This is a genomic window from Citrobacter sp. RHBSTW-00524, assembly GCF_013747755.1.
Lineage (GTDB): Bacteria > Pseudomonadota > Gammaproteobacteria > Enterobacterales > Enterobacteriaceae > Citrobacter > Citrobacter braakii.
On sequence record NZ_CP056421.1, the window covers coordinates 5,082,224 to 5,095,826 of the forward strand.

Consider the following 13,603-nt stretch of genomic DNA (forward strand, 5'->3'; position numbering starts at 1 on the left):
CGCCGTGGATGAATAACTGTAGCGGGAAAGGAGAGGTTTGACTATGCGTCCCTGTTGGGATTATTGGCTAAGCCATCAGAATTCCTGTGCAAATTGCCAGCGTGACTCAATCACCAACGGAAGACCTGCACTGACAAACTGCGGTGTCCTATTTATCGCATTTGGCGCCTGAGTAAGCGGATTGGCACAAGTTGCATCGGGCTGTTTATCAAAGACAACCAGACTTTGCGCACTCGATGTCATTGTCATACTCAGCTTACCAGGCCACTGTAATCTGACATTGAGACCGTTATTAAAACCAAAGCAGTCATCCCACGGACCTGATTGTGGAGGGATTTTTTTACCGGTTGGTAGCTCATTGTTTCCAGCCTCTTCCTGCCAATCAGCATCAAAAAGTACCTGTAATTGTTCTTGTTCATTCTGCTGGTCGAGTCGTTTTGCAAACCAAGGGTGCCATCCAGCTGATGCAGGGAATGTTTCAGACAAAGTATGAATTTCTAAGCGTAGAATTAGCGCATCGTCTTCAATGGTCAGCGTTTGCAGGACCTCTCCTTGCCATGGCCATGGAGCGCCCAGTGTCATGCGCAGTTTCAAGGTATCCGCTTTATGTTCGACAATTTCCCATGATGAATAACAGGCCATACCATGTAGAGCATGAGGCGGTTTGTTAGCAGGTAATACGTACTGTTTCTCCCCCACTGTCAACGTTGCATCGCCAAGGCGGCCTGCCCAAGGAACCATAGGAAAGCAGCCATACTGAAATGCTTTACGCTGTGGCTCCCATTGACGTAACACTTCAAAACCAAATGCCTGTAGCGAGGTGATTCTGGCACCATCACGCGGAAAAACTTGCAGACGTAAATGTCCTTTTTCCAGCAAAATAGGTTGACCGATCGGTCCCGGCCAGGCGGCATCAAAAGCACGCTGTAATGCTTGATAATGCTCAGTATTCAATTCATTGTTCATGTTATTGCTCTCTGATATTTCGGTAAGAAGTTAAATGTTATTAGCGTCATTTTTATTGTCTGAATGTGGCTCAATAAGCCAGACGCAAATGAATGAAAGTATTGAGATAACAAACAGAAACAGTGCTACATACCACGGTTTCCCGCCTCCCAGCGCCAACAAGCTGGAGGCAATTAGCGGGCTTAACCCACCCAGAATTGCGGAGAACTGATAGGCAAATGAAAGACCCGTATAACGCACTCGTGTTCCGAACATACGAGTAAATAAGGTGGGCTGTACTGCAAACATCATCGTTGGCCCCAGGTTATAGCCAAGAATCATGCAGCACCAGATGATAAGTGTGCTTTTCGTATCCAGCAGCAGGAAGAATGGGAATGCAAAAAGGATGCAAAAACCAGCGCCAAATAAATACATCTTCCGTTGCCCAACGCGGTCAGAGATCCAACCAATTAATGGACAACATACAATGCCAATTGCTGAGGCGATTAGCATGCCGTTGAGTGGAATATCCCTTGATAATGCCAACTGGCTGGAAATATAGACAATACCAAAGGCATTAATGATGTTCGACGAAACGCTCTCCGCCAGCCTGGCCCCTAGCGCCAACAGAATGTTACGTGGATGCTTACGGAAAAGTTCAATCAACGGTGGTGCTGATTGTTCCTGTGAGACAGCCGTTTTTTGTTTTTTAAAATCCAGTGTTTCTTCAGTATGTAATCGTATGAACATCCCAACAATTAACATGATGGCAGAGAGCCAAAAAGGGATACGCCATCCCCAGGCCAGAAACTCTTCCTGGGTCAGGAAGTGATTGCATAATGCAAACACCCCTGTCGCCAGCATAATCCCAACCGAGGCTGCCGTTTGTGGGAGCGAACCTAAAAACCCGCGCTTCGCCTCAGGCGCAGATTCAATAGTCATCAATGCAGCCCCGCCATATTCCCCACCCAGACCGAACCCCTGCACCAGACGAAGAACCATCAATATAATCGGGGCCCAGATACCAATGTCCTTGTATGTTGGTATGAAGCCGATTAAAAACGTTGAGGAACCAACTATCGCTAACGTCCAAATCAACGTTATTTTGCGACCGACTTTATCGCCAAAATGGCCAAAAACAATGCCCCCTAGCGGACGTGATAGAAAACCCACACCAAAGGTCGCGAATGCGGCGATTAAACCAATAAAAGGATCGCTATCAGGGAAAAACAGGGGAGCAAAGACTAGCCCTGCTGCCGTTCCGAAAATAAAAAAATCGTACCATTCCATCAACGCGCCAGCGAAACTGCCCATGACAACGCGTCTCATGGCTTTGCCGGATAGCTCTTTCCCTGGTACATGTTCTATTTCAGCCATAATTTTCCTCTCCGGGTCGGCGAGAAATCTGCGCAATAAAATCACTAAAAAAGCGGCGGATATACGAAAAAGCGCGTCGACATGTTGCGACGCGCTTGCTTGTTATTTATCCAGCTCAGCCAGTACCTCAGCGTCTTCAGCGTCAACGTTTGCACCAAGTGGTTCCCACTTAATCAACACGCATGTCAAGAAGCCGAGAAAAGGAACAATTGCCAGCCAATAGAACGCTTCTGTCTTTAATGCACCCCACAACATTGGCCAGAAAATAAGTCCGGCAATCGCCCCAGTACGCATAATTGCACGAGCAAATCCTACGCCTGTCGGGCGAATAGATGGCGGATAAGAAAGTGTGGCAATGGTCATTCCCAGGCCGCCCGGGCCCGCTGAATGGAAGAAAATGATCGCGCCCAACAAACCTAAAGAAAGCCATGGGTTGGTGGTTGCTAATGCACCTAAAGCCAGTAATGCAACCGTTACGACGGCGAAACCATACATCGACTGAAGGCGAGTTCCCAAACGCTGGAGGATAAGTGAACCAATCAATCCACCTGTAATGCCACACAGGGCATTCACTACCGCAGAACCGCTAAGTGCCCCGGTTAATCCACCGCTCAGTATTCCCGCCAAAGTCAGCGGTAAATAAACGCCCACGGCGTTGTATTGCCAGGCTTGCATCGTCGCCACAACGCAGCCGAGAATGGTACGTTTGCGATAACGTGAGTTAAATAAAATCCCATACCCGCCATGAAACTTACTTTCTGTTTTTTCAGAAGAAATATCATCGCTTTTTGACTTGGCAGCAACGCGAGCATGAACACCATAGCGTTTAGCCAGAATATCGCAGGCTTTATCATAACGTCCGACTCGTGCGGCCCACATTGCGGATTCGCCAATGAAGAAATAGCGTAGGATCATGATAATGATGGCAAAAATAGCACCAATGAAAATACCATAGCGCCATAATTGCTCTTCTGCGATACCCGACAACAGCAGTGGAAGCAGCACAAGATAGACGACCGTAGTTGATACATACCAGGCCATTTGCCAGAGATTAACCGATGAACCGGTTTTCTTAGATGTTGAGCCGCGTAGTTCTGCCACCGCATTTGTTGCCAGCGGGAAATCAATACCCAAGCCAAATCCCATGATTACGCGACACACCAGCACCCACCAGATGTTCGGGGCTATCGCGACAGCTGCGGCACCTATTGTGCACAGGCCCATTCCGATGATAAATGCACGCTTTTGACCAAAGCGGTTAATCACACGGTTCGCCAGCAATCCACCAATCAGAGCGGCAACTAAAACAGAGGCGTTAACCGTCGCCGCTAGCCCCGGCGAAATACCAAATTGCAATGCAATATATTTATTACCAAACCCCACCATCGCCGCCTGATAGGCATCAATTAGAATGCCGCCAAGAGCGATAAAAATGACGCCGACACTGGTGTTTACTGCTGAATGTTTATTAACAATATCAATCACGTCCTGGGGACGACCGATCGAGTAAGGTGTAGGACTGGTGATGTGACTCATCGCAGCATCCTTTTTCATTGTTGTAGGATGGCGCTACCCTTAAGCAGCGCCAGACAGAGGGTTACAGCATCAAACCTCAGCAAATTGCAGCATGACTTTTATAGAGTCATTTTGCTGCGCACGTTCAAACGCCTTATCCGCATCTTCGACAGGGAAGAGATCGGTCACCAGTTCGCTCGTGTCAAACCGCCCATCCGCAAGCCATTCAATCACGGCATCGAAGTCTTCTGGGATATACATGCCGGAATTCAACAAATCGCGTTCGAAGCGCTGCATCATCGGAAGAGGAATTTCACGTGGGCCACTCGGTACCCCCATGCACACTACCGTTCCGCCAGCATAAACGTGGGTAAATGCATCATTCAGCGTGGTCTGGGCAGCAACAACATCAATTGCCCCCGTAAAACGGACCTGTGCATCCAATTCCCCCGGAGCCCAGACTTCCGTGGCACCTAGCTTTAACGACAACGCGCGCTTAGCGGCATCAGGTTCGATGACGGTGATCTTTCCCGCGCCCATGATGCGCAATGCTTGAACGATGGATAAGCCAATTGTCCCTGCACCAATCACTAGTACACTTTCCAATGACGCTTTCGGCATACGGCTCACGCAATGACGTGCGCAGGCTGCGGGCTCAGCGAAAGCCAGTGCTTTTAGTGGTAACGAAGCAGGTGCAACATGGCAGTTTCGTGCAGGTACAATGTGCTGCGAGCGGGCAAAACCCGGCGCCCGAAAGCCAGCAACCTGTGGCGGCTCACACAGATTAAAGCGGCCCGCTTTACAAGCACGGCACTCCATGCAGGCCATTATTGGGTCGACTACGACATGATCGCCCAGCTTAACATTCGTTACTTCACTGCCCACTTCAGTTACGCGTGCCGCAATTTCATGTCCAGGCACAACCGGAGGTTTTGCAAATGGGTGCCCTCCCTTCAGTACATGCAGATCAGAGCCACATATTCCGTAAAACACCGGAGCAATGCGGACTTCTTGCGGTTTAAGTTCCTGGTGCGGCAGCTCAACATATTGGGTGGTCACCTTCCCAATATCAGAAAATAGAACTTGGGTAATCTTATCCATGGTTCTTCTCCAGATTCGTTAAAATGGGTGATTAACGCTGAGAAATCCCTTCATCGACGATTTCTGCCAGGCGTTGTAAGCGTGGAACCGACACATCACGCAACATTGTTTGCGGATCTTGAGCACCAACAACCGATGCCCAAACGGCACGCCCTGCCAGGAATCCGGAAGCTCCCCCCTTCATGGCGATACGGACCGCGCGGCCAAAAATATCCGCATCAACACCAGAAGAGAGAATGACCCACGGCATTTTCATTTGTTCATGCAACTTTTGACACGCAGCAAGTAGGGTCTGTTCATCACCTTTGCCGCCTAATGGCATTTCAGCTTTATAGAGGTCAGCATCGGTGCAGCCGAGTTCAGCCGCTGCGGCAACGATGGCGCTTTCCCGGTCAAATTCCCAACCACGACGAGGAGGTCGGACAACCGGCTCAATGATGCTGACCAACCCTGCGCTACGGCAGCGTTGAACAAACTCAGCCACCATAGCCAAACGTTCTTCTGCAGGTTCATCTTCACGCCACAGCACCAACAACTTCATGGCTTTCGCACCCATTTCGCGGGCTTTATGCGGATCAATCGCTCTATCAATTTCGACACTATCAACTGGAATACCATTACCCGGAACAAAATGGTCAGCCGCCACAATCAGTCCACATGAATCAGCGACTGCACCTTGAGAGACAATCTGATCGAGACAAAATTGTTTATCTGCCAGAACCGCTGAAGCGTAGGGAGACAGAATTTGTGTTGCTGCAACTTTAAAATCAGTCAATACGCTGTCGGCAACCGGTTTAGGATATCCAGACGCTGCAAACATCAGGCGCATTGCTTCACGCTGATCAACGGCCAGCATGGCAAATCCACCGCCAGGGCGAGAAATATCTTTCAGAGTGTATGGGGTATTGTGGGAAGACATAATAACTCCTGTAACTGTTTAAAATTTATAGTGAATCTGGTCGGCCAGCCTGCTGACGAACCTGAGATAACAACGCACTCCAGTCCTGACGGCCTCGACCGTTCTCGCTGGCACGGGTGTAATAGGTTTCTGCTGCAATGCCCATATTGAGCGGCGCACCGGTCTGACTAGCGACATCGACGGCAATACGCAGGTCTTTCAACGCGAGGTCCACCATGAATGCCGGAGAAAGATCTCCTTTAAGTACCTTGCCAGGCCAGGTTGTCGTAAAGTGCCCCTTACCTGCGGCAGTACCGCTCATGACCTTAATGGCCACATCAAGGCTCAAACCCAATGATTCGCAAAGTACAGCGGCTTCCGCTGACAAGGCGTTCAGCGCAATACTCATATAGTTATTGATGAGCTTTACACGGATCCCCATACCGGGACCGCCAGCTTCCACCAGTTCATTTCCCATACACATCAGCACAGGGCGAGCGCGTTCAACCTGTTCAGGCGTTCCACCAGCAAGAATCAGCAGCGTGCCGTCAATCGCGTTAACTGACGTTCTGCCCACGGGGGCATCCATCATGCTGATGCCTTTCTCTTTCATCTCATGAATCAATGCATCGGTCTGCAATGGATGAATCGTGGACATGTCAATAACCAATGCATTGGGGGACAGGCCTTCGCTGACGCCATCTTTACCCAGCAGAACTTGCCGAACGATGTCGCCATTTGGCAGCATAGTGATAATGAATTCAGCATCTTTAGCGGCTTCCGCAGGGGTTTGAGCAGCAGTCGCACCTTTTTGTACTAATTCATTGACTGCCTGTTGGTTTACGTCGAACACACGCAAAGCATGTCCCTTTTGCAATAGATTATTAGCCATTGGGCTGCCCATCTGGCCCAAGCCCAAAAATGCAACGGTTGTCATGAATGCTCTCCTGTCTCAGGTTGACAAAATAATTACAATTAAAAATTCGTTTTCGTCTGTTTTTGAGCATATTTGTAATTTATGACTAAAAACAAGACACATGTCACTAATTTGATCATTTATGTCATTAAAATGAACAAAAGAGACAAGATCACACAGGAATAAACAAATATGACCAGAATTGCTTGTATTGGAATCACCGTTCAGGACCGTATTTATTCTTTAAACGACCTGCCCAATGGCGGGGGTAAATATCAATCTAATCAATACCTTGAAACAGGTGGCGGCCCAGCCGCAACAGCGGCTGTCGCCATTGCCCGGCTCGGTATTGACGTTGATTTTATAGGTCGCGTAGGCGATGACAGTTGCGGGAATACTTTGCTTAACGAACTTCAGGTCTGGGGGGTTAATACCGAGTTTTGTCGGCAATACCCGAATTCCCGTTCATCTCAGTCCGCAATATTGGTCGATCAGCACGGAGAACGCATCATCGTGAACTATCCAAGCCCAGATCTTGGTACAGATGCTCAGTGGTTGGAGTCGATTGATTTTTCTCGATATGACATCGTTCTGGCCGATGTACGTTGGCATGAAGGGACGTTGAAATCCTTCGAGCTGGCACGTGCCGCAGGTGTCCCAACACTGCTGGATGCCGATATGACTCCACAAGACATAACCCCATTGGTAGCACTTGCCGACCATGCAGTTTTTTCAACCCCAGGTCTGAAGAGAATGACCGGGCAGAATGATGCACAACTGGCACTTAAACTGGCCTCTAAGCATACCAATGGTAAAGTGTACGTTACGCTTGGTAGTGAAGGATCACTATGGATTGAAAATGGGCAAACGTGCCAACAAACTGCATTTTCTGTCAATGTTGTGGATACAACTGGGGCAGGCGATGTTTTCCACGGTGCTATGGCGGCAGCTCTCGCAGAGAAAATGTCTACTGATCAAGCTATCCGTTTCGCAAGTGCTGTGGCGGCGATGAAATGCACTCAGGCAGGCGGACGAGCCGGAATTCCTAATCGTGCGCAAACCGAATCATTTTTGTCACTTTATGCGTAAAATAGCCGACAATTACGGGGAAGAGGTCCAGGAGTATTCATGAGCATCATTGAAGTCACCGGTAATCCGCGTCACGATCAACTTGTTCATTACATTTCAGAACGCGGCTATATGAATATTGAAGAGCTCGCACAATTGCTGGATGTTTCCACACAAACCGTGCGCCGAGATATTCGTAAGTTGAGTGAACAGGGTCTGATCACCCGACACCATGGTGGAGCCGGACGTGTATCCAGCATCATGAATACCGCCTTCGAACAGCGAGAGTTGTCCCTCATTCAGGAAAAAGAAGCGATAGCGGAGGCTGTTGCTGATTATCTTCCTGAACGCTGCACGGTTTTTATTACCATTGGTACTACGGTAGAAGCCGTCGCACGAGCTTTGCTGAACCGCCGAGACCTACGCATAATTACTAACAGTCTTCGTGTTGCGCAGATCTTATATAAGAATCAAGATCTTGAGGTCATGGTGCCCGGTGGAACGTTACGTGCTCATAATGGCGGTATTGTTGGTCCAGGAGCAGTGAACTTTATTGAAGGATTCAGAGCCGACTATTTAATTACCAGCATTGGTGCCATTGAGGAAGACGGCACACTATTGGAATTTGACGTTAACGAAGCGCTTGTCGCCAAAACGATGATTAAGCATGCACGTAATACGCTGTTAGTTGCTGATCATACTAAGTTTACCGCCTCAGCCGCTGTATCCATCGGTAATATGCGCAAAATTCGGGCATTTTTTACCGATTCCCAACCACCAAATTCATTCAAGCAATTGCTTGATTTAGAAAATATTGAGCTAGTCATTGCAGAGCAGGAAACAACCTGATCTTTTAGATAAAAAAAGCCGCTGAAATCAGCGGCTTTTTTATGCTTACCTGAGAAAGAGCGTTAATTACTCTTCTTTCGCGCCACGCATTGCACGGCGACGGTCGTTTTCAGTCAGGTGACGCTTACGGATACGGATAGAGGTTGGGGTAACTTCTACCAGTTCGTCGTCATCGATGAATTCCAGAGCCTGCTCCAGAGTCATCTTAACCGGCGGAACCAGAACCGTTGCTTCGTCAGTACCGGACGCACGCATGTTGGTCAGTTTCTTACCGGTCAGGCAGTTTACAGTCAGGTCGTTAGAGCGGCTGTGAATACCGATGATCTGGCCTTCGTAAACTTCAGCACCGTGACCCAGGAACAGCTTACCGCGGTCCTGCAGGCTGAACAGTGCGAACGCAACTGCTTTACCCTGGCCATTGGAGATCAGTACGCCGTTCTGACGCTGACCCACATCACCCGCACGAACATCGTCGTAGTGGCTGAAGGTGGAGTACAGCAGACCGGTACCGGAGGTCATGGTCATGAATTCTGAACGGAAGCCGATCAGACCACGGCTTGGGATCACGTAGTCAAGACGTACGCGGCCTTTGCCATCTGGATTCATGTTTTTCAGGTCGCCTTTACGCTCACCCAGAGCCTGCATGACAGAACCCTGATGCTGCTCTTCTACGTCCAGCGTTACGTTTTCGAACGGCTCTTGTTTACGGCCGTCGATTTCGCGGAAGATTACTTTCGGACGGGAAACCGCCATTTCGAAACCTTCACGACGCATGTTCTCGATCAGAACAGACAGGTGAAGCTCACCACGACCGGATACACGGAACGCATCCGCATCTTCGGTTTCTTCGACGCGCAGCGCAACGTTGTGCACCAGCTCTTTGTTCAGGCGGTCAAGGATCTGACGAGAGGTAACATATTTACCTTCTTTACCACAGAACGGGGAGGTGTTTACGCAGAAGAACATGGTTACGGTCGGTTCATCAACGGACAGAGCCGGCAGCGCTTCGACGTTCTGCGGGTCGCAGATGGTGTCGGAGATGTTCAGTTCGCCCAGACCGGTGATCGCGATGATATCGCCCGCTTCGGCAATATCACTCTCGATACGTTCCAGACCCAGATGGGTCAGAACTTTACCGACTTTACCGTTACGGGTTTTGCCTTCGCTATCAATGATAGTGATCTGCTGGTTCGGTTTAACTTTACCGCGTTTGATACGGCCGATGCCGATTACGCCAACGTAGTTGTTGTAGTCCAGCTGAGAGATTTGCATCTGCAGCGGGCCATCAAGGTCTACGCTTGGAGCCGGAACACGATCAACGATGGTCTGATACAGCGGAGTCATGTCTTCAGCCATATCTTCGTGATCCAGACCTGCGATACCGTTCAGCGCGGAAGCGTAAACGATCGGGAAGTCCAGCTGCTCGTCGGTAGCGTCGAGGTTAACGAACAGGTCAAATACCTGATCAACAACCCAGTCAGGACGCGCGCCAGGGCGGTCAACTTTGTTGATAACAACAATTGGCTTCAGGCCATGGGCAAAGGCTTTTTTGGTCACGAAGCGCGTCTGCGGCATCGGACCATCCATTGCATCCACCACCAGCAGCACGGAGTCGACCATGGACATTACACGTTCAACTTCACCACCGAAGTCGGCGTGCCCTGGGGTATCAACGATGTTGATACGGTAGTCATTCCATTTGATAGCGGTGTTTTTAGCGAGGATGGTAATCCCACGCTCTTTCTCCAAATCGTTGGAGTCCATCACGCGCTCTTGGGTTTCAGCACGTGCATCGAACGTACCGGATTGTTGGAGCAGCTTGTCTACCAGGGTCGTTTTACCATGGTCTACGTGCGCGATGATGGCGATGTTACGCAAATTTTCGATCACAACTTTGCCTCAGGCATTTTAGAAATAGCGCGTTATTGTACACGGATTAATCGCAGTACAAAACAGGATCACAAACATCCTCCGCAAACAAGTATTGCAGAGTTTCTTTGTGATCACATTCACGGAGCGTTAAAAGGGGTAATCTGACATGCTTTGCACCAATATGGTGCTTAATGTTCACATTAAAGCACTATAATGGTGCAATACAACCTTCATGGTGCAGCCCCTTTGCACGATAGTGCGCATGATAACGCCTTTTAGGGGCAATTTAAAAGTTGGCACAGATTTCGCTTTATATTTTTTACGGCGACACGGCCAATTTTTTGCAGAATTGAAGACTTCGTTACCACGACGACCATGACCAATCCGGGAGAGTAAGTATGTCCGCTGAACACGTTTTGACGATGCTGAACGAACACGAAGTGAAGTTTGTTGATTTACGCTTCACTGATACCAAAGGTAAAGAACAGCACGTCACTATTCCTGCTCATCAGGTAAATGCCGAATTCTTTGAAGAAGGCAAAATGTTTGACGGCTCCTCAATCGGTGGCTGGAAAGGCATTAACGAATCAGACATGGTTCTGATGCCAGATGCGTCTACTGCACTTATCGACCCGTTCTATGAAGAGTCCACCCTGATCATCCGTTGCGATATCCTGGAACCAGGTACGCTGCAGGGCTACGACCGCGACCCGCGCTCCATCGCTAAACGCGCTGAAGAGTATCTGCGTTCTACCGGCATTGCAGACACCGTTCTGTTCGGGCCTGAGCCAGAGTTCTTCCTGTTTGACGACATCCGTTTCGGCGCGTCCATTTCCGGTTCCCACGTGGCTATCGATGATATCGAAGGCGCATGGAACTCCTCCACCAAATACGAAGGTGGTAACAAAGGTCACCGTCCTGGCGTGAAAGGCGGTTACTTCCCGGTTCCTCCGGTAGATTCTTCTCAGGACATCCGTTCTACCATGTGTCTGATCATGGAAGAAATGGGCCTGGTTGTTGAAGCGCATCACCACGAAGTGGCGACCGCAGGTCAGAACGAAATCGCGACCCGCTTTAACACCATGACCAAAAAAGCGGACGAAATTCAGATCTACAAATATGTGGTTCACAACGTCGCTCACCGTTTCGGTAAAACCGCGACCTTTATGCCAAAACCTATGTTTGGCGATAACGGTTCCGGTATGCACTGCCACATGTCTCTGTCCAAGAACGGCGTAAACCTGTTCTCTGGCGACAAATATGCGGGTCTGTCTGAGCAGGCGCTGTTCTACATCGGCGGCGTAATCAAACACGCTAAAGCGATCAACGCCCTGGCTAACCCAACCACCAACTCTTACAAGCGTCTGGTCCCAGGCTACGAAGCGCCGGTAATGCTGGCTTACTCTGCCCGTAACCGTTCTGCTTCGATCCGTATTCCGGTAGTGGCTTCTCCGAAAGCGCGTCGTATCGAAGTGCGTTTCCCGGACCCGGCTGCTAACCCGTACCTGTGCTTCGCAGCACTGCTGATGGCGGGTCTTGACGGTATTAAGAACAAGATCCACCCAGGCGAAGCCATGGACAAAAACCTGTACGACCTGCCGCCGGAAGAAGCGAAAGAGATCCCACAGGTTGCTGGTTCTCTGGAAGAAGCACTGAAAGAACTGGATCTGGACCGTGAGTTCCTGACTGCAGGCGGCGTGTTCACCAATGAAGCGATCGATGCGTACATTACGCTGCGTCGCGAAGAAGATGACCGCGTGCGCATGACTCCGCACCCGGTAGAGTTTGAGCTGTACTACAGCGTTTAATTAGTACCAATACTCCGTAGATTTCTTGTTGCGACCCACGCGGCTGTAGCAAGAAAAATATAGAGTCTTTAAGTTGCCGTGGAACTTTTAGCCCATCCCAGGATGGGCTTTTTTCTCCACTAACAACCTGCTTCCTCGCGCTTTTTTGATGTAAAAAGCTATAATGCACTAAATTGGTGCAACACTTTTCAGGAGACTGCTGAATGGCAACCGGCACGCTGCCCGATGCTGGGCAGATCCTCAATTCTTTAATCAACAGCATCTTACTCGTCGACGATGAGCTGGCGGTACATTACGCCAACCCAGCGGCACAACAGTTGCTCGCCCAAAGCTCCCGCAAACTGTTTGGTACCCCACTTCCCGATCTGTTGAGTTATTTCTCCTTAAACATCGGGCTGATGCGAGAGAGCCTGGAAGCAGGCCAGGGCTTTACGGATAACGAAGTGACGCTGGTGATAGATAGCCACTCACATATCCTCTCTGTGACCGCTCAGAGGCTGCCTGATGGCCTTATCCTGCTGGAGATGGCGCCAATGGATAACCAGCGCCGTCTGAGCCAGGAACAGCTCCAGCACGCCCAGCAGATCGCTGCCCGCGATCTGGTGCGCGGCCTGGCGCACGAAATTAAAAACCCGCTGGGTGGATTACGCGGCGCGGCGCAACTGCTCAGTAAAGCGCTTCCGGACCCGGCGCTGACCGAATATACCAAAGTCATTATTGAGCAGGCCGACCGCCTGCGTAATCTGGTCGACCGTCTGCTGGGACCACAACAGCCGGGAATGCACGTCACAGAAAGTATTCACAAAGTGGCGGAGCGCGTGGTGGCGCTGGTCTCGATGGAGCTGCCGGAAAACGTCACGCTGATTCGTGATTACGACCCGAGTCTGCCTGAATTACTGCACGACCCAGACCAGATCGAGCAGGTTTTGCTGAACATCGTGCGCAATGCTTTGCAGGCGCTGGGACCGGAAGGCGGCGAGATTATTCTGCGTACCCGCACCGCGTTTCAGCTCACGCTGCACGGTATGCGTTATCGTCTGGCGGCGCGGATTGATGTTGAGGATAACGGCCCGGGAATTCCCTCGCATTTGCAGGACACGCTGTTCTACCCAATGGTCAGCGGTCGCGAAGGCGGTACCGGCCTTGGATTATCCATCGCCCGTAATTTGATTGATCAACATTCCGGCAAAATTGAATTTACCAGTTGGCCGGGTCATACCGAGTTCTCGGTTTACCTGCCTATCAGGAAATAAA

The 13,603-nt window shown here is 50.0% G+C and carries 11 protein-coding genes; 4 read left to right on the plus strand and 7 right to left on the minus strand.

From position 1 onward, the window contains the following. Nucleotides 1-75 precede the first annotated feature (75 nt). The 6 genes from HV229_RS24340 to yihU all read right to left on the minus strand — a co-directional run bounded on the left by HV229_RS24340 (nucleotide 76) and on the right by yihU (nucleotide 6,773). On the minus strand, nucleotides 76-966 hold the full coding sequence (locus HV229_RS24340) for an aldose 1-epimerase (protein WP_181546578.1): 891 nt from the start codon (nucleotides 964-966) through the stop codon (nucleotides 76-78). A 30-nt stretch (nucleotides 967-996) separates the two neighbouring features. Next, a complete protein-coding gene (locus HV229_RS24345; protein WP_016157871.1) occupies nucleotides 997-2,322 on the minus strand; it encodes an MFS transporter in 1,326 nt (441 codons plus the stop codon). A 102-nt stretch (nucleotides 2,323-2,424) separates the two neighbouring features. Beyond that, a complete protein-coding gene (locus tag HV229_RS24350) occupies nucleotides 2,425-3,858 on the minus strand; it encodes an MFS transporter (protein ID WP_016157870.1) in 1,434 nt (477 codons plus the stop codon). 69 nt (nucleotides 3,859-3,927) lie between these two features. Then, complete coding sequence (locus tag HV229_RS24355) at nucleotides 3,928-4,938, minus strand: alcohol dehydrogenase catalytic domain-containing protein (protein ID WP_016157869.1); 1,011 nt, start codon at nucleotides 4,936-4,938, stop codon at nucleotides 3,928-3,930. Between the two features lie 31 nt (nucleotides 4,939-4,969). After that, nucleotides 4,970-5,857, minus strand: a complete 888-nt coding sequence (locus tag HV229_RS24360; RefSeq protein ID WP_016157868.1) for an aldolase — start codon at nucleotides 5,855-5,857, stop codon at nucleotides 4,970-4,972. Nucleotides 5,858-5,882: 25 nt separating this feature from the next. Beyond that, nucleotides 5,883-6,773, minus strand: a complete 891-nt coding sequence (gene yihU, locus HV229_RS24365) for a sulfolactaldehyde 3-reductase (RefSeq protein ID WP_131347300.1) — start codon at nucleotides 6,771-6,773, stop codon at nucleotides 5,883-5,885. Nucleotides 6,774-6,944: 171 nt separating this feature from the next. On the opposite strand from yihU, the gene HV229_RS24370 reads away from it, so the two are divergent. Continuing rightward, nucleotides 6,945-7,841 (plus strand): sugar kinase, encoded by an 897-nt coding sequence (locus HV229_RS24370; RefSeq protein ID WP_016157866.1) that lies wholly within the window; start codon nucleotides 6,945-6,947, stop codon nucleotides 7,839-7,841. Nucleotides 7,842-7,880: 39 nt separating this feature from the next. After that, the gene (locus HV229_RS24375) at nucleotides 7,881-8,669 is read left to right on the plus strand and encodes a DeoR/GlpR family DNA-binding transcription regulator (RefSeq protein WP_016157865.1); all 789 of its coding nucleotides are present in this window, start codon (nucleotides 7,881-7,883) and stop codon (nucleotides 8,667-8,669) included. 66 nt (nucleotides 8,670-8,735) lie between these two features. Here the strand turns inward: HV229_RS24375 and typA are convergent, their stop codons facing one another. After that, the gene (gene typA, locus HV229_RS24380; RefSeq protein ID WP_008786988.1) at nucleotides 8,736-10,559 is read right to left on the minus strand and encodes a ribosome-dependent GTPase TypA; all 1,824 of its coding nucleotides are present in this window, start codon (nucleotides 10,557-10,559) and stop codon (nucleotides 8,736-8,738) included. A 380-nt stretch (nucleotides 10,560-10,939) separates the two neighbouring features. On the opposite strand from typA, the gene glnA reads away from it, so the two are divergent. Further along, complete coding sequence (gene glnA / locus HV229_RS24385; protein WP_003028638.1) at nucleotides 10,940-12,349, plus strand: glutamate--ammonia ligase; 1,410 nt, start codon at nucleotides 10,940-10,942, stop codon at nucleotides 12,347-12,349. A gap of 203 nt (nucleotides 12,350-12,552) precedes the next feature. Further along, on the plus strand, nucleotides 12,553-13,602 hold the full coding sequence (glnL, locus tag HV229_RS24390) for a nitrogen regulation protein NR(II) (RefSeq protein ID WP_016155163.1): 1,050 nt from the start codon (nucleotides 12,553-12,555) through the stop codon (nucleotides 13,600-13,602). Nucleotide 13,603 lies beyond the last annotated feature (1 nt).